Source organism: Ruegeria sp. I3 (genome assembly GCF_056532525.1).
Window position 1 is genome coordinate 515,086 of record NZ_JBQFNI010000003.1, and the last position, 19,772, is coordinate 534,857.

The following is a 19,772-nucleotide window of genomic DNA, read 5'->3' on the forward strand; positions in this document are numbered from 1 at the left end:
CAGGCCTCTTGGCGTGCGGGGTTGGGATCAATCGATGATGGTTACTGGCTGGCCCAAAGCGTCTGCATCAGGCGTGACGCCAAGGCCGGGGCCTTCGGGTGGGGCGATGCGACCGTTCCAGCGGCTAGGTGCATTCGGATCGAGACGCGGTTTGACATAGTGGGACAAATCGCAGGTATTCATGATGCCGCGCGCTGGGGTTGAGGCTGCAAGATGCAGCGAGGCGGCCGTCGTAACATCGCTGCCCCAAGTGTCCTCGATGCACATCTGCGTGCCAAGCGACAGGCAGAGATCGCGGATTTGACGCATCGTCGAAAGGCCGCCCATCTTCGACAGTTTCAGTGCGGCGGCATCCATGCAGCCAGCGCGGTGTCCTGCCAGAACCGAATGAATGTCACAGGCGCTTTCGTCCAGCTTCATCGGCAGACCAGTCGCGGCGCGGACATGGGCGCATTCCTCAATCGTGGCGCAGGGTTGTTCCAGCATTATGTCCAGATGCGAGACAGCGCGGCCAACTCGTGTAGCGGTCAGCGTATCTGACCCGCAATTCCAGTCTCCATAAACCAACGGGCCATCACCTACAGCCTCGCGCACCTGAATCAAACGAGCAACGTCGGCTTCCCAGTTGTCGTCCGCGCCCAGCTTCACCTGAAACTGTCGCATGCCCTGATCAAAGGCATCGCGCGCCATGTGCGCCATTTCTTCCGGTGCGATACAGGTGATCGAATGATACAGCGGCATATCGGCAACGGCGCGCCCACCGAGCAAAGCATATAGCGGTAGTCCCGCTGCCTGTGCGGTCAGATCCCAAAGCGCTGTATCAATGGCTGACTTGGCGTAGCCATGCCCGATCAGATGCTTATTAAGGCGCTCCATCAGCGCTTCGGGACCAACCGGGTTAGCGCCGATGAGAACGGGTGCCATCTCTTCAAGTGCTGGAACCACGCCCTTGGCATAGGCGGGTAGATAATGCGGGATCGGACAAACCTCTCCCCAGCCCGATGCGCCGGTATCGGTATCCAGACGGACAACCACTGAAACCGTCGTATCGCAGGTCTTGCCCTCAGCCATGTAATAGGTGTCATGCGAGGTCAGCAGGACTTCCCAGGCGGTGATGCGAGTAATCTTCATCTGGCGGTTTCCATTAGGCGCAGGATTCGTAGGTTGCGACAGGTGGGCCAAGGCTGTCAAAGTCCGGCGTCACCCCAAGCCCCGGAGTATCTGTGGCATAGAGTTTACCGTCCCTTACTGTGGGGCCGCCAATCCCGGTGTTACGGGTGTTGTAGTTCATCAGATCGGTTGAATTGATCAGCATCTCTTGGGGTGTTGAGGTCGCAAAATGGGCGACCGCAGCGGTGGTGATCTGCCCGCCCCATGTGTCCTCGGAGACAACCGGAATACCGTGATCAATCAGGAAATCACGCACCCGGCGGGCTTTGGACAGGCCGCCCAGGTTAGAAATCTTCAAGCAACAAATTTCGGTACCCCGATCGTTCACGATGCGTCGGGCCATTTCAATCCCGGTGACGCATTCATCCAGTTTCATTGGTTGCTCGGCTACGCGGCGCACCTGCTGGCACTCGTGGTAACTGTGGCAGGGTTGTTCGAGGATAAAGTCCAGGTCACGGGTTGCGCGGGCCACACGGATGGCGTTGTCAACGCGCCAACCCTGATTGGCATCTGCCATAGCCTTTTCACCGGGTTTCAGCAGGGGCACGCCTTCGCGGATACGGTCGATATCGGTCACCCAGTCGCCACCTACCTTGATCTGGAACTGCCGGTATCCCGCTGCCCGGTGCTGTTCCATCTCGGCAATGGTCTCTGCCAAGACAGGTTTCTGCGGCACAACCCGGTAAATCGGTGCACCATCGGTGAGTTTGCCGCCCATCAGCATCCAAACAGGTTGTCCGGTGGACCGTCCCAGAATATCCCAACACGCTGCATCAAAGGGCGCTTTGGCGTAGCCGTGACCTTGGACCGTGCCATCCATCAACCGTTCGATCTTGGACAGCTGGCGGGGATCTTCCCCCAGCAAGCGCGGGGCGGCGAGGCGGGCAAAGGCTTCGACCCCTTCAGAATGGGCGATCATGTAGTTCTCGCCGCAAGGGGCAAACTCACCGCATCCTTGCAGGCCCGCATCCGTATCGATCACCACAACTGATGACATCGACGTTGTGATCGCGTTGCCCGCGCCCCAGCCGTATGATCCGCCGACATAGGGCAGGGGGGTTTTGAACACACGGATACGGGTTATCTTCATGGCGTCACCATAGGGCTTCCGCGATGGCCGATGCTCTGGTTTTCAGATCACGCCAGTTCACGAACTGCGTCCGTGCGTGGGCGTTCGGATTTCGGATCATAGGCTGCTTCGCCGAGGACACGCCCTTTGCGGGGTACACCAGCGATAACTACTTCGATCTCTGTGCCCGGAACATTCACGTGTGGCTTGACGTAAGCAAAGGCGAGGATTTTGCCGACGCTGTGGCCATAGGCGACCGAGGCTGTTGCACCGACAACCTCGCCGTTGATCCGAATAGCCTCGCCCCCATGACCATCTTCGACCCCATCCGGTTCGATCTCCAAATAGGCGCAAATCCAAGGCATCTCGCCCGCCTCAGACTGAGCGGCACTGGCGCGCGTTGCTTCGACACCCAGATACTCTTTGTCCAGCTTGAAGAACCGGCTGACATTGGCCTCTGGCAACGTGACCTCGTTGGTCAGTTCTCCAGCACCGGGGAATGCTTTTTCCATGCGCAGGCTGTTCATCGCAAACGAGCCGTAGTTCTCGATGCCATAGTTCTCGCCCGCAGCCCATAGCGCGCTGTAGACGTCAACGCAGGCTTCATCTGGCATGTGGAATTCCCAACCCAACTCGCCCGCATAGGACATGCGAAAGGCCCAGACCTTGTGCCCCGCGATGGTGATTTCCTGAGCCGACAGCCAGCGGAACCCGGCGTTGGACAGGTCCGCGTCGGTGCATCTGGCCAGCACCTCGCGGGATTTTGGCCCGTTCAGGGACAAAGCCGACCAATCTTCAGAGAGCGTTTTGACAAAGACGGTCTCTCCCGCGAGGTTCTGGTTCAAGTGATCGACAAGGCGCTGTTCAAAGAACGCCGCGCAGACCAGATAATAGCGGTCTTCCGCTATGCGAACGATGGTCGTCTCAAGCTCGATACGGCCCCGGCGGTTCAGAAAGTGGGTCAAGGTAATTGAGCCATCTTTCTGTGGCATCTTGTTGGCCGTCAGACGGTCAAGATAGGCATAGGCATCGGGGCCTGAAACTTCGACTTTGGTGAACGCGGTCACGTCCATGATACCAACACGCTCACGCACGGCTTGGCATTCCAGCGCCACCATGTCGAAAACCTCGTTACGGCGGAACGAATAGTGGTCACGCTGTTCAACACCATTGCGCGCGAACCAGCGGGGGCGTTCGTGGCCGAAAACCTCTTCATAGACCGCGCCCTTTTGTTTGAGGATCTCATAAAGCGGCGAGGGTTTGATCGGACGCCCTGCAAGGCGGTTGAAATGCGGAAAGGGGATCTCGTGCCGCAGCTTGTAATCCTCGTGCGCCTTGATGACCTGCCAGTCTTTCTTGGCATAGCTGCCAAAGCGGCGCGGATCGTAGTCACGCATATTGATATCAGCAGCACCGTGTACCATCCATTTGGCCAGTTCACGGGTCAGACCAGGCCCCCAACCGATGCCGATCTGCGTGCCACAGCAGCACCAGTAATTCTTGACGCCCGGTGCGGGGCCGACCATCGGGTTGCCATCTGGCGGGTGGCTGATTGCACCATGGACTTCACGGGTGATGCCCAGTTCAGAAAAGATCGGCATCCGTTCTAATGAGTTTTCCAGCCATGGCATAACACGGTCATAATCCGCCTCGAACAGCCAGTTTTCGTACTCCCATGGGCATTCATCATGCCAGACAGAGTTCGAGTTCTCCTTTTCATAGATCCCGATCAGGCCCTTTTTCTGTTCCATGCGGATATAGCCCGAAACCATCTTGTCATCGCGGATCACCGGCAGCTCAGTTGTCAGGTCTTTGAATTCCGGCACATCTTCAGTGACAAAATAGTGATGGGTCATCGAGGTCATGGGTAATTGCAGGTTCGACCATTCGCCCATTTGACGGGCATATGTGCCACCGGCGTTGACCACGTGTTCGCAGGTGATGGTGCCTTGTTCGGTTTTCACCACCCATTCACCTGCATCGTTCTGGGTGATGTTGGTCGCGCGACAGTGGCGGAAAATCTTCACACCTTTCTGACGGGCCCCAGCGGCCATGGCCATAGTCACGTTCGAAGGATCAACGTGACCGTCATCTGGCGTGTAAAGCGCGCCAATGACACCGTCGAGGTTATAGTAGGGGTGCATTTCAGCTATGAAGTCAGGCCCTACCAACTCGATGTTGAACCCCAGCGCTCGGCCAACTGATAATGTGTGGCGCAGCCAGTCCATCTCATCCTCGGTATAGGCCAGACGGAATGAACCGCAGCCGTGCCACGTGACCGCCTGATCGGTTTCTTCCTCAAGTGTCTTGGAATAGAGGCCAATGTTATAGTCGACCATCTTGCCCAGCCCGTAGGAACTGGTGGAGTGAGTGATCTGACCAGCGGCATGCCAGGTGGAGCCCGAAGTCAACTCGGCCTTTTCCAACAGCACCGTGTCTTCGCCCCAACCTTCATGGCCCAGGTGATAGGCCAGTCCGCAACCCATGACGCCACCGCCGACAATGACGACCTTTGCGCGTGCAGGCAGTTCCTTTTTAGACATCGCAACTTCCTGTTTCCGAGACATGGAATTCTGTGGACTTCCTATTGCTACATATGTACCACTGTCAATGAAAAATGGCACAAATGTACATACCGAGGTAAGCAATGTGCGGTACAGGTGTTTCAAGTGGCATTGTGACGCGTACGGATGTTACGAATCCTGACGCGATCTTTTTGACTGAAACACCAGCTCGGCTTGTATCAGGAGAAAAAATATGACTGTCCTGCCAACCCACTCGCTCGAGGCCCGGTACTATACGGATCCTGACATATTCGACAAAGAGATGAACGGCCTGTTGTGCAGAACTTGGCAATTCGCAGGTCATGCGGCAGATATCCCAAATGTAGGCGATTACTTTGCGTTCGAAATCGCAGGTCAGAACCTTTTTGCCATTCGCGGACGCGACAATCTTGTCAGGACTTTTTACAACGTGTGCCAGCATCGTGCGCATGAAATGGTGACCGGAACCGGAAATACCCGTGTAGTGGTCTGTCCCTATCATCAGTGGACCTATGAGCTTACCGGCGGCCTGCGGTCTGGACCGAACATCAAGAAAGTTCCCGGTTTTGATCGCGCGAAAATTTGTCTGACCGAAGTACGGACCGAAGACTTCCTCGGGTTCATCTTTGTCAATTTGGACGATAACGCGGCAACGATGGACGAATGGTATCCCGGTGTCCGGGACGAGTTGTCTGAGTTCGTGCCGAACACTAACGCTCTGGCCCCCTTAGAGTGGGTCGAAATTCCTGAGAACTGCAATTGGAAGGTTTCGATCGAGAATTACTCGGAATGCTATCACTGCCCAACTAATCACCCGACCTTTGCCGAAGGCGTGATCAAACCGGAAACCTATGACATTCAGCCCGATGTGTCGGGAGGTTACGTGCTGCGTCACACGACCGAGTGCCAAAGCCTCGAAAAGATGACCTATCCGATTGATCTGGAAAGCAACAAGCATGCGGGCGACTATCAAAGCTGGTTCCTGTGGCCGATGTTCTCGTTCCAATGCTATCCAGGAAATGTTCTGAACACCTATCATTGGCGGGCAAATACAGTGGACAGCTGTACCGTCTGGCGTGGGTGGTACACAGAAGGCGGTCATGAAAGCGACGTGATCCGTGGCCTTGCCACTCAGGATCGCGAAACGACTGTGGCCGAGGATATTCGGTTAGTGGAATCCGTTCACCGCGGCCTGAAATCCAAAGGGTACAAACCGGGACCGCTGGTGCTTGATCCGGCCTGTGGCGTCATGAGCGAGCATTCCGTTGCGAAGCTTCAACAATGGATGCGCGAGGCGATTGAATAACGTTACGTGCTGAGGATGGGCCAGATAAGACATCACCGAAGCCAACGCTGTGCCAAAGGGCACACCCGACCAGAACGTCGCGATTGAGCCCCCTTGCCTTCGGTGGTGGGGTTGGTTGTAAGTCAGGGACGGCGGCTTTAGCGGAATATCGAGCCAGGACCGACTAAGTTGCAGATCGGTCGTTTCACCTGAGGAGAGAATGATGGACGACAACCTGTTTGAACATGGCCTGAAGCAGCGCAAGTCGACGCTGGGCGCCGAGTATGTTGAGAAGAACCTGGCAGCGGCGGATGATTTTACCCGCTCATTCCAAGAGAACATGACTGCTTGGTGCTGGGGCTTCGGCTGGGGGGATGACACGATCGATCACAAGACCCGTTCGATGATGAACCTCGCTATGATTGGGGCACTCGGCAAGATGCATGAATGGGAAATCCACTGTAACGGCGCGTTGAACAATGGTGTCACCAAAGAGGAAATCCGATCAATCATTCATGTGATCGGCATTTATTGTGGCGTCCCGCAGTCTCTTGAATGCTTCCGTGTCGCTCGCAAAGTCCTGACCGAACGTGGGCTGCTGGACTGATCTGATCCCTTCGCGAGATCTTCAGAAGGAACGACACAATCAGCGAGATTGCGCGTCTGCAGTTCGCGCGGTCTGCTGACACCTGCCTAAGCCGGGTCTGGCACTTCACCTTGCCAATGGTCCCCCATCGCGACGATGCATGAAGTACCGTTGGCGTAGTTCTGAACGATCATCCAGTCTCCGCTTGTACGTTTGACCCAAACCTCCAGCATTGTTTCGGGATCGCGCAAACCCATGCCCTGACGTTCGGCCCCCAGAACCTGTTTCAGTGTCTGTGCCATCCGCGCGCTGTCATCACAGCTGACATCCGCCATTTTAGACTGCGCAGTAGAAGGCACCGCGAGGCATAGAAGAAGAAGGCTGGCATGAAGACGGGTCATAGGTGAAGGTTAGTTCTTTCTGCGCTCAAGCGTAACAGTTTTGTGACGCCCTGTGGATAAAACTCGCGTGGAGCCCTGCGAGATACGACACTCGCTGCAGAAACAGGCAATCATCGCGCCTGTCACAAATCTTTCGCGTAGATGTAAACGAAACGATTCAAAAGCGTCACGAAGCTTTTGTTTTGACGTTCTATCCGCCTCGCAACGATGGGGGCGATATGCTGAGAATTGAAAAGCTGACCAAAAAGTTTGGTGACAAACGGGCCGTGGATTCGGCGAATATCGTCGTCGACAAGCCAACCATGATCGGGATTATAGGCAGCTCCGGGGCTGGAAAATCCACGCTTTTGCGCATGGTCAACCGTCTGAGCGATGCAACGACCGGCACAATTACTTTTGAAGGCGAAGAGATCTCTGCGCTTCGCGGCGCTGCCAAACGCGAATGGCAATCGCGCTGTGCGATGATCTTCCAGCAGTTCAATCTTGTACCGCGCATGGATGTCGTCTCGAACGTTTTGCATGGCACGCTGAACAGGCAATCGACCTTTTCGACGATGTTCAACCTGTACCCGCGGTCGGATATTCATAAGGCGATTGAAATTCTGGATCGGCTAGGCATTGCCGAGCAAGCACCCAAACGAGCCGAAGCCTTGTCAGGCGGCCAGCAGCAACGCGTCGCCATCGCCCGCGCGCTGATGCAGGACCCGAAGATCATTCTGGCGGATGAACCGATCGCCTCGCTAGACCCAATGAATGCACAGGTTGTGATGCAATCGCTGCGCGCCATTCACGAAGAAGACGGCCGCATGGTCATTGCTAATCTGCACACATTGGATACCGCGCGTCGCTACTGCGACCGGGTCATCGGAATGCGTGATGGTCGGATTGTGTTCGACGGCACCCCTGCGCAGCTGACCACGGGCGTAGCGCGCGACATCTACGGTGCAGGTGCAGACTTTTCCGAGGCCGCAACCTCGACCGAGATCGAAACACTGGACAGGCCAGAGGTCCGCGAAGCGGAAGCCTACGTCTGAGCCAGTTTCCCCCGCGTCCGTCGCGGGCCACCTTCATCTAACCGAACGGAGAAAATGATGAAAAAGAACCTCGCACTGGCGTTTGCCGCCACGACCGTTTTGAGCACTGCTGCTCTTGCCGAAGAAATCACCGAGTTTCGCATTGGCATCCTCGGTGGCGAAAATGCCCAGGACCGCATGAACTCGTACCAGTGTCTTGCAGACTATACGTCTGAGGCTTTGGGTGTTGAGACCAAGCTGTTCGCCCCGGCGGACTACAACGGTGTGATCCAGGGCTTGTTGGGTGGCACACTCGACATGGCATGGTTGGGAGCCTCTTCTTACGCGGCCACCTATCTGCAAGACCCCGACGCGGTTGAGCCCGTTCTGATCAAGGTCAATGTGGATGGCTCAATCGGGTATCACTCGATTGGGTTCGCCCGCAAGGATAGTGGCGTCACCTCACTGGACGACATGAAAGGCAGAGTGTTTGGGTTTGGTGATCCGAACTCGACCTCAGGTTATCTGATCCCGTCGATCGAAATCCCGCAATACAAAGAAGGTATCACCATGGAGTCGGGTGAGTATTTCGGTGAGGTCAAATTCACTGGTGGCCACGAGCAGACGATCGTCGCTGTGAATAATGGCGACATTGATGGTGGTGTGACCTGGGCCGATGGTCAGGGCAACTGGGAAGATGGATACAATTCTGGTGCCCTGCGCAAAGCGGTTGACGCAGGTCTTGTCGACATGAACGACATGGTCCAGATCTGGAAATCGAACGTTATCCCCGAAGGCCCTGTGGTTCTGCGCAAGGCGTTGCCTGCCGATGTCCGTGCGACCATGACAGATCTTGTCGATGGCCTGCACGAGCGTGACCCCGATTGCGCTTATGGTGTGGCGGCAGGCGAGACGCTGGGTTTCCAGCCGGTATCGCATGACACCTACATCTCGATTGTTGAGGCCCGCAAAGCCAAAATCGGTGGCTAACGCGCGCACATGACGTTTCCGGCAACCCATTGGGGTTGCCGGTCTTTATTCATTCGGGGCTCGGGATGGCAGATTTATCAATCGGTGCGGCGCCAGGCGGCGTTGAGACCATTCAATCCAGCTATATGGCACAAGTTCACAAGCGCAGGCTTTATGGCGGGCTGACGCTGCTGATCTTTGTGGTCCTGATGGTATCAGGTTTCAACATTGCGGATTCCCGAAACGCGGGTGGGTTCTGGGACGGATTGCATCAGATCGGTGATTACCCGGCGGATGTGCTGTCTGAAGCTTGGGAAAAGCGGGCCGATCTGCCTGGCCTGATCGTGAAGTACTTCCCTGCACTGGTTGAGACGGTGAACATTGCCGCAGTTTCCACGTTGATCGGGGCCATCGGTGGTCTGATCCTGTCGCTTCTTGGCACACGCGGGCTGGCGAAATGGCCGGGTCTAATCCCGGTCTTCCGGCGTATCTCGGATGTTATGCGCGCAGTGCCGGAAATCGTTATCGCGCTTGTGCTGATCTTCGTCCTTGGGGGCGGTCCGGTGCCGGCGATGATCGCTATCTCAATCCACACCGCAGGGGCGCTTGGTAAAATGTTCTCGGAAGTATCCGAAAACGCTGACCTGAAACCGGTTGAGGGGTTGGCTTCGACCGGGGCGACCTGGTCGAAACAGATGATGCTGGGTATCCTGCCACAGGTCGCGCCAAACTATATCAGCTACACGTTGCTGCGATTTGAGATCAATATTCGCGCTTCTGCCATCCTGGGCTTCGTCGGCGCGGGAGGGTTGGGTTACGAACTGCGCAATGCCATGGCTTGGGGTCCGGGTCGTTTTGACGAGGCCGGCGCGATTTTCATCCTGCTATTCAGCACCATCGTATTCTTCGATCAGGTGTCCAGCCGCTACCGCAACCGTCTGACCGAAGGGCAGGGCCAATGACCACAATTGATTGGAACTTCGGGCTGGACGGGGCCAAGCTTGACGCCGAAAAGCTATTTCAGCGTAAACGATTGATCGGCTTTAGCATCCCTGTCGTGATCCTCGTTTATCTCACCTACATCTTCTTTGCCTTCGACCTGCCGGGCCTTGCTCAACGCGCCAATCTGGACAACGCCGTCACGCTGGCCTCTGATAGCTGGTCACACAAAGTACATGTCACACGCGATAACCGGTCCGGCGAGGTGACTTATGCCGTGGAGGGCGAGCGCAAGGGCACTTATCCCGAAGGTCAGCGCCCCGACTGGGTATCGGGTGATGAGGTGACAACGATTGATCTGGGCCGCAACCATATCGTGCGGTTCCTGCCCGACAACCGGACCGAGATTGAAATACCCAACTTTCAGTTGATCGAAGTGCAGGCCAAGGGACGTCGCCTGACGACAAATCTGCCCTCTGAACTGCCCGACTGGATTTCCGCATCTGAACGGCGTGTTGGCGTCACAACGCCTGAGGGCCGGATCACCATGACCGGTGCCCGGACCGAAGTGTTCAACTATTTCCCGGGATGGGAGCTGTTCTGGTTCACGCTTGACAGTCCGTACCACGGCCATGGGATTGGTGAAATCCTGTTTGGCGCGCAGATCGATCCAAGCCGTTCGAATATCGCAGGCGCAATCTCTGACTGGTGGAACAACGCGATGTGGCGGCATAAGGATGTGGCCTGGGCCATCGGAGAAACGATCCTGATGGCATTTCTGGGTACGATGGGTGCCGCGATGATCGCGCTGCCATTGGCCTTTCTCGCCGCCAAACGGTTTTCGCCGATCATGTTGCTTCGCGCCGCAACGCGCCGTCTTTTCGACTTTGTGCGCGGTGTGGACGCATTGATCTGGACCGTGGTTCTGGCACGTGCCTTCGGTCCCGGACCATTGACGGGGGCCTTGGCCATCCTGATCACCGACACGGGTACGTTTGGCAAGATTTTCTCGGAAGCGTTGGAAAACGTTGATCAGAAACAGATCGAAGGGGTGTCCTCGACCGGGGCTAAACCGCTACAGCGTTACCGGTTCGGGGTGATCCCGCAGGTCGTTCCCGTGTTGCTGGCACAAATTCTTTATTTCCTCGAATCCAACACCCGTTCGGCAACGATCATCGGTGCGATCACCGGTGGCGGCATCGGACTGATGCTGACGCAAGCCATCCAGACGCAGAAAGATTGGGAAGAGGTCGCCTATTACATTGTCCTGATCATCATCATGGTGATGTTCATGGATTGGGCCTCGGGCTGGTTGCGCGGCAAGCTGATCGGGCGGAAAGACTGATGGCGCGGCTTTCAGCGGAACAGCCCTGCATTCACCCCGAATGTGAGATTACGGAAAGCACGTTCGGGGCCTATGTTGAAATCGGCAAGGGCAGCCGCGTCGTACATACAAAAATGGGCGACTACAGCTATTGCGATCGTTATGCCGACATCGCCAACGCGAAGGTCGGTAAGTTCGCCAACATCGCCGCGTTTTCGCGGATCGGCGCAACTGATCACCCGCTGCACACGGCGTCCTGTCACCATTTCCTGTATCGCTCGAACGATTATTGGGACGATGCGGATCGGGACGAGGTGTTTTTCAGTCACCGCAAATCCCGAATTGTCCATATCGGGAACGATACATGGATTGGCGCAGGCGCGATGATAAAGCCCGAGGTCACACTGGGTGACGGGGCCGTTGTGGCTGCGGGTGCCTTGGTGACGAAGGATGTAGACCCCTACACAATTGTTGCCGGTACACCTGCAAGACCCTTGCGACTGCGTCAGCCACGACACATCGCCGATCGGTTGATCGCTTTGGCCTGGTGGAATTGGTCTCATGACAAGTTGCGGTTGGCGCTCGACGATTTCCGTGCTCTGACGGCTGATGCGTTTCTGGAGAAATACGAACCTTAGCTCTCAAGGGTCAGTGTCACCCGGTCTCCGACGAACCAGGTTCGGCCAAATTCAACCGGTTGTCCCTTTTCGTCCACATTCACCCCGGATGATCTGAGAAGCGGGTCCCCTTCAGAGACCTGCAGATGTAGCGCTTGGGTGGCCGTGGCGCGCGTGGCCGTCAGCCGGGTTGAGGCCCGGGAATAGTCAGTGACGCCCGACCTGTTTAACGCCTCGGTAACGCTGCTGGTGTCTTGCAGCGCTGCGCTGATGCCAGGCAGTCGATCAAGAGGAAACATGCTTTCGAACACGGCAATCGGGTGCCCGTCCGCCAATGAGAGGCCGTGATACGCACAGATCTGATCACCGGGTGAAACGGTTAGCGCGGTGGCCTCACCCTCGGTCGCTGCCCGTTCTTCAACATGAAGCACCCTCTTTTCTGGTCTGCGACCAGCAGCGATGAGGTTTTCATGGAATCGCACCCGCGAGCCGATGGGGTAATCGGTGGGCGTGGCTGCCACGAAAGCGCCCGCGCCCCGGCGCGTTCGGATTAGGCCCTCATCCACAAGGGCCGAGATGCCGTGACGCACTGTATGGCGGTTCACACCGAACCGCTCTGCCAGTGCCGCTTCGGTTGGCAGCTTATCACCCGGGCCATAGCGCCCTTCGGCCATATCGCTGCGAAGTGCGTCGGCGATGGCCTTCCAGATCGGGGTTTTGGTGGGAGTGTCACGCAAGTTTCACAAAATTCCTCTGTCTGACGGCGGCAAATATGATAAGATGTGTATAGTTGTATAGTATATGGAAAAGTTGTCGAGATGAAAGACACTTTTGATGAAAACGCGGACCGGAAGGCTTGGATGAGCCTGCTGGCCAAAGCGCCGGAGGGACGCGTGGCCGCCCTGTTGGATGCAGCGATGCCTCGCCCCGGCTTCACATGGCTGCGTGCTCCTGAGATTGGCAGCACCATGGTTCGGGCTCGCGCAGGTGGGACTGGTGCGCCGTTCAATCTGGGCGAAATGACGGTAACACGCTGTGCGCTGACTCTGGGGGCGGGCGAAGTCGGACATGCCTATATACAAGGCCGTCGGAAAGAAGATGCCGAAGTCGCCGCGCTGGTTGATGCACTGATGCAGACAGATGTGTCTGATCTGTTGCGCACAAAAGTGCTGACCCCTTTGCGAGATGAGCTGACCAATGCAAAGGCCGCGCGTGCCGCCAAAGCCGCAGCCACTAAGGTTGATTTCTTCACCATGGTACGAGGAGAGGATTGATGCAGTCAGAAGCCCTGATCGGCGGTTTCAAAGATCCCGCGATCCAATCTGCCCACGCCTTTCGCAGCGTGATGGAAGCAATGGCGCGTCCCGGTACCGTGCAAGAGATTTCTGGCGCAGTTCCTCCGGCCCCAATGTCACCAGCAGCAGGTGCGGTGTTGTTGACGCTTTGCGACACTGAGACGCCCGTTTATCTGGCAGGTGCGCTAGATTGCGACGCCGTACGCAGCTGGCTTGCATTCCACACCGGCGCACCGCTGACCGGCCCGTCGCATTGTATGATTGCCATTGGTGCGTGGTCGGATCTGGGACCATTGAACGCATACCCGATCGGGACGTCTGAATATCCGGATCGTTCTGCCACGTTGATCGTGGAATGCCCCGAAGTCATCGCTTCAGGGGCGACACTGACAGGTCCGGGAATCAAGGATAAAGCCGCACTTTCATTGCCCGAGCTTGAGGCGTTTCAGCATAATCAGACTCTATATCCACTGGGGCTCGACTTCATCTTCACGAATAGCAGCCGCCTAGCGGCTTTGCCAAGAACGACCGAGGTGTCCTGATGTATGTCGCAGTAAAAGGCGGTGAGCGCGCGATTGAGAACGCCCACGCTTGGCTTGCCGAAGAACGCCGCGGTGATACCGATGTGGCGGAACTGAGCATCGCGCAAATCCGCGAACAGCTTAGCCTGGCGGTCAATCGGGTTATGGCCGAAGGCTCGTTGTTCGATCCTGATCTGGCCGCGCTTGCGATCAAGCAGGCGCGCGGCGATCTGATCGAGGCCATCTTCTTAATCCGCGCCTATCGAACCACGTTGCCACGCTTTGGCGCATCCGAGCCTGTTGATACCGGGGCAATGGCTTGCGACCGGCGCATTTCGGCAACCTTCAAGGATTTACCGGGCGGGCAGGTGCTTGGGCCGACCTTCGACTACACTCATCGCTTACTGGATTTCAAACTGGCTGCTGAAGGTGAGGTGCCCAAAGCCCCAGCGCGCGAAGCTGAACTGGGTGAAGTGCCGCATGTCACGGATTTCCTCAATCGCGAAGGCCTGATCGAGGAAGCGCCGCATGACGATACGCCGCCACCTGATCTGACCCGCGAGCCGCTTGAAATGCCCGCCGATCGCGCCCTGCGCCTTCAGGCGCTGACCCGCGCGGATGAAGGTTTCACCCTCGGTCTGGCGTATTCCACACAGCGCGGATACGCGCGCAATCACGCCTTTGTTGGAGAGCTTCGGATCGGGTCCGTGCCGGTTGAAATGGAGATCCCTGAACTCGGCTTTGCCATCGAAATCGGTGAGGTCGTTCTGACCGAATGTGAAACGGTTAACCAGTTCAAGGGCTCCAAAACCGAGCCGCCGCAATTCACCCGAGGTTATGGGCTTGTGTTTGGTCAGACGGAACGCAAGGCGATCTCGATGGCTTTGGTCGACCGTGCGCTGCGGTGGGAAGAACTGGGTGAGGATAATGTTGGCGCACCTGCTCAGGATGCCGAGTTTGTTCTCTATCACGCGGACAACATTCAAGCGACGGGGTTTCTAGAGCATATCAAGCTGCCGCATTACGTCGACTTCCAGTCTGAACTGGAACTGGTGCGCAAACTACGCCGCGAGGCTGGCGCGAATCAGGTGCAGGAGGCTGCGGAATGAACGCCTATAACTTTGCTTATCTGGACGAGCAGACCAAGCGGATGATCCGCCGTGCAATTCTGAAAAGTCTGGCGATCCCGGGCTATCAGGTGCCGTTTGCCTCGCGCGAAATGCCCATGCCGTATGGCTGGGGTACGGGCGGTGTGCAGGTCTCGGCCGCTGTGTTGACCCCGGATGACACGTTCAAGGTGATCGATCAGGGCTCGGACGATACCACAAACGCGGTCTCGATCCGCACCTTCTTTGAGCGCACTGCGGGGGTTGAAACAACCACAACGACAAGCGACGCCTCCGTCATTCAGACTCGCCACCGGATTCCCGAGGAGCCGCTGCAAGAAGGTCAGATCCTTGTCTATCAGGTGCCTATCCCCGAGCCGTTGCGCTTTCTGGAACCGCGAGAGAGCGAAACCCGCAAGATGCACAGCCTTGAGGAATACGGGCTGATGCATGTGAAGCTGTACGAAGATATCAGTCGTCACGGGCATATCGCGACGTCGTATGCTTACCCGGTGAAGGTCGAAGGCCGCTATGTAATGGACCCGTCGCCAATCCCGAAATTCGATAACCCAAAGCTTGGTGATATGGCTGCGATCCAGCTGTTCGGAGCTGGGCGTGAACAACGGATCTACGCGCTGCCACCCTACACGCAGGTTGTCTCACTGGATTTTGAGGATCATCCGTTTGAGGCGTCCAAGGCCGACCAAGCCTGCGGCTTGTGCGGTGCCGAAGACAGCTATCTGGACGAGGTAATCATCGATGACGCGGGTGGGCGGATGTTCGTCTGCTCGGATACCGACTATTGCGAGGCGCGCCAGGCGGCGGGTCACAAAGGAAAGGACGCCGCATGACACCTTTGCTGTCTGTTCGGGACATCACAAAGCGCTATGGCCCAAACATTGGCTGTGCTGATGTGTCATTCGACCTCTATCCCGGCGAGGTCATGGGGATCGTTGGCGAAAGCGGGTCAGGTAAGTCGACACTGCTGAATTGCATGGCCGGGCATCTGACCCCGGATGCCGGAGAGGTTGTGTTCGACACCCGCGCAAAAGGTCCGCAGGACACGGTAACGATGTCCGAGCCCGAGCGCCGGATGCTGAGCCGTACCGATTGGGCCTTTGTCCACCAACATGCACGCGACGGGTTGCGCATGGGCGTCAGTGCCGGTGGGAATGTAGGTGAACGGCTGATGGCCGTTGGAGAGCGTCACTATGGCGACATACGTGACAAGGCCACGGATTGGCTGCAACGAGTGGAGATCGATGCCTCCCGTGTGGATGATCGCCCGACGACCTTTTCGGGCGGGATGCAGCAGCGCCTGCAGATTGCACGAAACCTCGTGACCGGTCCTCGGCTGGTGTTTATGGATGAGCCAACGGGCGGTTTGGACGTGTCCGTTCAGGCGCGGTTGCTCGACTTGTTGCGCGGGTTAGTTCGCGACATGGGCTTGTCGGCGATCATCGTCACGCATGATCTGGCCGTGGTGCGCCTGCTGGCAGATCGGTTGATGGTGATGAAATCGGGCCGCGTGGTCGAGGCAGGCCTGACCGATCAAGTGCTGGATGACCCGCAACACGCCTATAGCCAACTTCTTGTCAGTTCCGTTTTGCAGGTGTGAGCAATGATTGAGCTTAATAACGTCTCAAAGACTTTCACCCTCCATAATCAAGGCGCGGCCGTGATTGAGGTTTTGAATGATGTATCCTTCTCGGTCTCTCCGGGCGAATGCGTAGCGCTGACGGGCGCGTCTGGAGCGGGCAAGTCCACCCTCATGCGTATGATCTATGGCAACTATCTGGCCCGAAGCGGAGAAATTCGCATCGGTGATGTGGATATCGTGCAGGCAGAGCCTCGGACAGTTATCGCCCTGCGCCGCGAGGTTCTGGGTTATGTCAGCCAGTTTCTTCGCGTGGTTCCGCGCGTGCCCACCGTCGATGTCGTGGCCGAGCCCTTGCGGGCTGTGGGCATTTCCGCTGCTGACGCGAAGGCGCGGGCTGAAGCTCTGTTGCGGCAACTGAACATTCCCGAGCGGCTCTGGACCCTTTCACCGACTACCTTCTCGGGTGGTGAACAGCAGCGTGTCAACATCGCACGCGGGTTCGCCCATTCTTATCCCGCGATGCTGTTGGACGAGCCGACTGCCAGTCTGGATGCGGCCAATCGCGAGGTTGTTCTAAGGCTCATCGAAGAGGCAAAGGCGCGTGGTACTGCAATCATCGGCATCTTTCACGACGAAGCGGCTAGGGCGCGCGTTTGTGATCGCGAAATCGACGCCAGTCAGTTTTCGCCCGAGGTCGCGGCATGACCCGGGGTCGCCTCATCGCTGTGGTTGGCCCGTCGGGGGCTGGCAAAGACAGTGTGATGCTAGGGCTTTGTGACTTGTTGCCCGATTTGCATTTGGTGCGCCGCGTCATCACCCGTGCACCAGAGTTGGGCGGGGAAGACTATGACGCCGTCGAAATCGCCGAATTTGAAGAAATGGCAGCGAATGGTGCCTTTGCGGTGCATTGGGTTGCTCATGGGCTTTGCTACGGGATACCGGTTGCCGTCAAAGATCGGCTGAGTGATGGCGCAGATTGTCTGGCAAATTTCTCGCGCAAAGCTCTGCTCGAGGCCGCAGAAAAATTCCCGCGCTTCATTGTCCTGAATATCACCGCGAAGCCGGAAACTCTTGCTCGGCGTTTGGCGTCTCGCGGCCGAGAAAGCGATAGCGAGATTGCAAATCGGCTTGCTCAGGCAGAAAAACCCTTGCCCGATGGGTTGGACGTTATCACCATTTCCAACGATGGCCCACTGGCCGAGACGGTTGCGCGCGCCGCAGGGGTCCTTCAACCGGCGAGCGCGTACCGATGAATAAGCTCGAAACGCCCATCAATGCGCTCGCCGCACAAGGCAATTTGGTCGATGACGAAGGGCTCGGGCAAGGCTGGCAAATGGCGGCGCAGCGCCTCGGTCCATACAGGAATATCGCCATTCGGCAGCCGACCCGTCAGCGTCATGTGAAACCGAAACTCGTCCATCACATAGGGATAACCCCACTCGATCAACAGTGCGTCTTGACGTGGGCTCAACCTTGCACCGCGCCGCCGCTCAAGTTCAGCCTCATTGGTTGGGGCGCGATACGGGTCAAGCTCACGTACACAGGCCGCAGCAATTCTTTGCAAGCCGCTCACATCGCCCTGTGGGGTCAAAGCGAGAAACCGGCCCAGCCTCGTCAGACCCAGCCCTTCACAGCTCGAAGGCGCCAGGCCAGCGGCCATCTCAGACGCCGCCGCTTTCAGGGCTTCAAGCGAATAACCTCCGGCCAGTTGAAAGGGTGGTTTCAGCGTTCCGTGAAAGCCGTATTTGCGCGGTGTCATCGTAACGTCATGCAAATCGGGCAGATCGGGCTGAGGCACCTCGCAGCCCTGCACGACATCCCATCCCAGCCAGCGCGCGCCGAACTGTTCCAATGGTCCTTCGGGCGGCACGTAGTAGATTGCAAATCGAGAGTATGACATGAATTCCCCTTTTCCCGCGCCCTCTTTGGCAAAGGCTTGTGACAGCGATATGTCAGATAATCTGTGCCTTGCGAATGCCCGGCTTGTGATGCCCGATCGGGTAGTAACCGGTTCGGTGACAATCGAACAGGGCGTCATTTCCGAGATCACCGAAGGGGATCATGTTCCGACCGGCGCAGTCGATTGTGCAGGTGATTACATCCTTCCGGGACTGGTCGAGCTGCACACCGATAACATCGAACGTCATATCGAGCCTCGCCCGGAAGTGGACTGGCCTCATCTTCCGGCCCTGATCGCGCATGATAGCGAGCTGGCTTCGACCGGAATCACAACCGTGTTCGACGCCATGCGAGTAGGTTCCATTCACAGCGGCAAGGGCCGTTACATCGATTATGCCCGCAAACTGGCGGACGAACTGTTGTCGGCGCGCGCCGCAGGCTATTTCAAGATCAGCCATTTCCTTCACCTGCGGGCCGAGATCTGCTCGGAGACACTGCTTGAGGAATTGGCGACCTTCGGGCCGGAAGACAGGGTTGGCATTGTCAGTCTGATGGACCACACGCCGGGTCAACGCCAATTCAGCGATCTGAGTGCATTGAAGACCTATGTCGCCAAAAAGCGCGGTATGACCGACGCCGATTTCGTTGCACATGTCGAGAACCTGCGTGGTTTGCAGCAGCGTTTCGGAGAAAAGCACGAAGCCGGTGCAGTGATCGAGGCCGCCCGTCTTGGCGCCGCGCTGGCCAGCCATGACGATACCACGGCGCAGCATGTCGAAAAATCGTCCGAAAATGGTGTGACTTTCGCCGAGTTCCCAACCACGTTCGAGGCGGCCGAGGCCTGCCGTACCCGCAACATCGCCGTCATGATGGGTGCCCCGAATCTGATCCGTGGCGGCTCGCATTCCGGCAATGTCGCGGCTGAAGATCTTGCAAAGGCCGATCTTCTGGAAATTGTGTCTTCCGACTACGTGCCCTCTGCGCTACTGCTGTCGGCTTTTCATCTTGCCAATGTTTGGGACGACCTGCCTCGTGCTGTGGCCACGGTTACACGTAATCCTGCGACGGCTGTTGGTCTTGATGACCGTGGCATCCTGAATGTTGGCCTGCGCGGTGACGTTCTGCGTGTGCGTCGCATGGGTCAAACACCAGTTTTGCGCGGTGTCTGGAGCCAAGGCAACAAGGTTGGATGAGTTGTGATTGGTTGAATCGCACTTGCCAAACAGAACATGGCTGGCGGCCGAAAGCTCGCGGATTACCAGATGGGATCTGCGCCCTTGCTCCGCTTGATTTTTTTGGACCCGCATCTTGATAAACCGATGTCGTGCCAGAACATTAAACTCGTAAAGAATATGGTTACTTTTTTACCGCACTTTCTCCTGTAACGCAAAATGCGGGCAGCAAGTTCCACGATTAACTGACTGGAAATTTGTTG

The 19,772-nt window shown here is 57.1% G+C and carries 21 protein-coding genes; 15 read left to right on the forward strand and 6 right to left on the reverse strand.

What is annotated here, in order from left to right; genetic code table 11:
* Positions 1-27 precede the first annotated feature (27 nt).
* The 3 genes from ACR0L9_RS10825 to ACR0L9_RS10835 are packed head-to-tail and all read right to left on the reverse strand — an operon-like array spanning position 28 to position 4,782.
* Entirely contained in the window at positions 28-1,131 is a 1,104-nt protein-coding gene (locus tag ACR0L9_RS10825) for a mandelate racemase/muconate lactonizing enzyme family protein (protein WP_480895634.1), read from the reverse strand.
* A gap of 13 nt (positions 1,132-1,144) precedes the next feature.
* Positions 1,145-2,260, reverse strand: a complete 1,116-nt coding sequence (locus tag ACR0L9_RS10830) for a mandelate racemase/muconate lactonizing enzyme family protein (RefSeq protein ID WP_480895635.1) — start codon at positions 2,258-2,260, stop codon at positions 1,145-1,147.
* Positions 2,261-2,307: 47 nt separating this feature from the next.
* Positions 2,308-4,782 (reverse strand): FAD-dependent oxidoreductase, encoded by a 2,475-nt coding sequence (locus ACR0L9_RS10835; protein ID WP_480895636.1) that lies wholly within the window; start codon positions 4,780-4,782, stop codon positions 2,308-2,310.
* 214 nt (positions 4,783-4,996) lie between these two features.
* Between ACR0L9_RS10835 and ACR0L9_RS10840 the strand changes: the two genes are divergently transcribed.
* Both ACR0L9_RS10840 and ACR0L9_RS10845 read left to right on the forward strand, forming a co-directional pair.
* The gene (locus ACR0L9_RS10840; protein ID WP_480895637.1) at positions 4,997-6,088 is read left to right on the forward strand and encodes an aromatic ring-hydroxylating oxygenase subunit alpha; all 1,092 of its coding nucleotides are present in this window, start codon (positions 4,997-4,999) and stop codon (positions 6,086-6,088) included.
* Positions 6,089-6,287: 199 nt separating this feature from the next.
* A complete protein-coding gene (locus ACR0L9_RS10845) occupies positions 6,288-6,674 on the forward strand; it encodes a carboxymuconolactone decarboxylase family protein (RefSeq protein ID WP_480436495.1) in 387 nt (128 codons plus the stop codon).
* 86 nt (positions 6,675-6,760) lie between these two features.
* Here ACR0L9_RS10845 and ACR0L9_RS10850 read toward each other — a convergent pair whose 3' ends face one another.
* On the reverse strand, positions 6,761-7,054 hold the full coding sequence (locus ACR0L9_RS10850; RefSeq protein ID WP_170407642.1) for a hypothetical protein: 294 nt from the start codon (positions 7,052-7,054) through the stop codon (positions 6,761-6,763).
* A gap of 218 nt (positions 7,055-7,272) precedes the next feature.
* On the opposite strand from ACR0L9_RS10850, the gene phnC reads away from it, so the two are divergent.
* The 5 genes from phnC to ACR0L9_RS10875 all read left to right on the forward strand — a co-directional run bounded on the left by phnC (position 7,273) and on the right by ACR0L9_RS10875 (position 11,937).
* Entirely contained in the window at positions 7,273-8,088 is an 816-nt protein-coding gene (gene phnC / locus ACR0L9_RS10855) for a phosphonate ABC transporter ATP-binding protein (protein ID WP_170394291.1), read from the forward strand.
* Positions 8,089-8,145: 57 nt separating this feature from the next.
* Complete coding sequence (gene phnD, locus ACR0L9_RS10860) at positions 8,146-9,057, forward strand: phosphonate ABC transporter substrate-binding protein (RefSeq protein ID WP_480895638.1); 912 nt, start codon at positions 8,146-8,148, stop codon at positions 9,055-9,057.
* Positions 9,058-9,122: 65 nt separating this feature from the next.
* A complete protein-coding gene (gene phnE / locus ACR0L9_RS10865; protein ID WP_170509514.1) occupies positions 9,123-9,998 on the forward strand; it encodes a phosphonate ABC transporter, permease protein PhnE in 876 nt (291 codons plus the stop codon).
* Positions 9,995-11,320, forward strand: a complete 1,326-nt coding sequence (phnE, locus tag ACR0L9_RS10870) for a phosphonate ABC transporter, permease protein PhnE (protein ID WP_480895639.1) — start codon at positions 9,995-9,997, stop codon at positions 11,318-11,320. The genes phnE (ACR0L9_RS10865) and phnE (ACR0L9_RS10870) overlap by 4 nt, the downstream gene beginning before the upstream one ends.
* Complete coding sequence (locus ACR0L9_RS10875; RefSeq protein WP_170407658.1) at positions 11,320-11,937, forward strand: DapH/DapD/GlmU-related protein; 618 nt, start codon at positions 11,320-11,322, stop codon at positions 11,935-11,937. The genes phnE (ACR0L9_RS10870) and ACR0L9_RS10875 overlap by 1 nt, the downstream gene beginning before the upstream one ends.
* Here ACR0L9_RS10875 and phnF read toward each other — a convergent pair.
* Positions 11,934-12,653 carry a phosphonate metabolism transcriptional regulator PhnF gene (gene phnF / locus ACR0L9_RS10880; protein WP_170818203.1) on the reverse strand — a complete coding sequence of 240 codons (720 nt, stop codon included), beginning with the start codon at positions 12,651-12,653 and terminating at the stop codon, positions 11,934-11,936. The genes ACR0L9_RS10875 and phnF overlap by 4 nt on opposite strands.
* 81 nt (positions 12,654-12,734) lie before the next feature.
* On the opposite strand from phnF, the gene phnG reads away from it, so the two are divergent.
* The 7 genes from phnG to phnN are packed head-to-tail and all read left to right on the forward strand — an operon-like array spanning position 12,735 to position 17,691.
* Positions 12,735-13,190 carry a phosphonate C-P lyase system protein PhnG gene (gene phnG, locus ACR0L9_RS10885; RefSeq protein ID WP_170394307.1) on the forward strand — a complete coding sequence of 152 codons (456 nt, stop codon included), beginning with the start codon at positions 12,735-12,737 and terminating at the stop codon, positions 13,188-13,190.
* Positions 13,190-13,753 carry a phosphonate C-P lyase system protein PhnH gene (phnH, locus tag ACR0L9_RS10890; protein ID WP_480895640.1) on the forward strand — a complete coding sequence of 188 codons (564 nt, stop codon included), beginning with the start codon at positions 13,190-13,192 and terminating at the stop codon, positions 13,751-13,753. Before phnG ends, phnH begins: the two co-directional genes overlap by 1 nt.
* Positions 13,753-14,841, forward strand: a complete 1,089-nt coding sequence (locus ACR0L9_RS10895) for a carbon-phosphorus lyase complex subunit (RefSeq protein ID WP_480895641.1) — start codon at positions 13,753-13,755, stop codon at positions 14,839-14,841. Before phnH ends, ACR0L9_RS10895 begins: the two co-directional genes overlap by 1 nt.
* A complete protein-coding gene (locus ACR0L9_RS10900; protein WP_170509531.1) occupies positions 14,838-15,689 on the forward strand; it encodes an alpha-D-ribose 1-methylphosphonate 5-phosphate C-P-lyase PhnJ in 852 nt (283 codons plus the stop codon). Before ACR0L9_RS10895 ends, ACR0L9_RS10900 begins: the two co-directional genes overlap by 4 nt.
* Positions 15,686-16,456: a phosphonate C-P lyase system protein PhnK gene (phnK, locus tag ACR0L9_RS10905; protein WP_170394315.1), complete on the forward strand. Its 771-nt coding sequence runs from the start codon at positions 15,686-15,688 to the stop codon at positions 16,454-16,456. The genes ACR0L9_RS10900 and phnK overlap by 4 nt, the downstream gene beginning before the upstream one ends.
* Positions 16,457-16,459: 3 nt before the next feature.
* The gene (phnL, locus tag ACR0L9_RS10910) at positions 16,460-17,143 is read left to right on the forward strand and encodes a phosphonate C-P lyase system protein PhnL (protein WP_170818200.1); all 684 of its coding nucleotides are present in this window, start codon (positions 16,460-16,462) and stop codon (positions 17,141-17,143) included.
* Positions 17,140-17,691, forward strand: coding sequence for a phosphonate metabolism protein/1,5-bisphosphokinase (PRPP-forming) PhnN (gene phnN, locus ACR0L9_RS10915; RefSeq protein WP_480895642.1), 552 nt, complete (start codon positions 17,140-17,142; stop codon positions 17,689-17,691). Before phnL ends, phnN begins: the two co-directional genes overlap by 4 nt.
* On the opposite strand, the gene ACR0L9_RS10920 is transcribed toward phnN, so the two are convergent.
* Positions 17,667-18,338, reverse strand: a complete 672-nt coding sequence (locus tag ACR0L9_RS10920) for a DUF1045 domain-containing protein (RefSeq protein ID WP_480895643.1) — start codon at positions 18,336-18,338, stop codon at positions 17,667-17,669. The two genes, phnN and ACR0L9_RS10920, sit on opposite strands and share 25 nt — an antisense overlap.
* A 49-nt stretch (positions 18,339-18,387) precedes the next feature.
* On the opposite strand from ACR0L9_RS10920, the gene ACR0L9_RS10925 reads away from it, so the two are divergent.
* Positions 18,388-19,530 (forward strand): alpha-D-ribose 1-methylphosphonate 5-triphosphate diphosphatase, encoded by a 1,143-nt coding sequence (locus ACR0L9_RS10925; RefSeq protein WP_480895644.1) that lies wholly within the window; start codon positions 18,388-18,390, stop codon positions 19,528-19,530.
* The last annotated feature ends 242 nt before the right edge of the window (positions 19,531-19,772 follow it).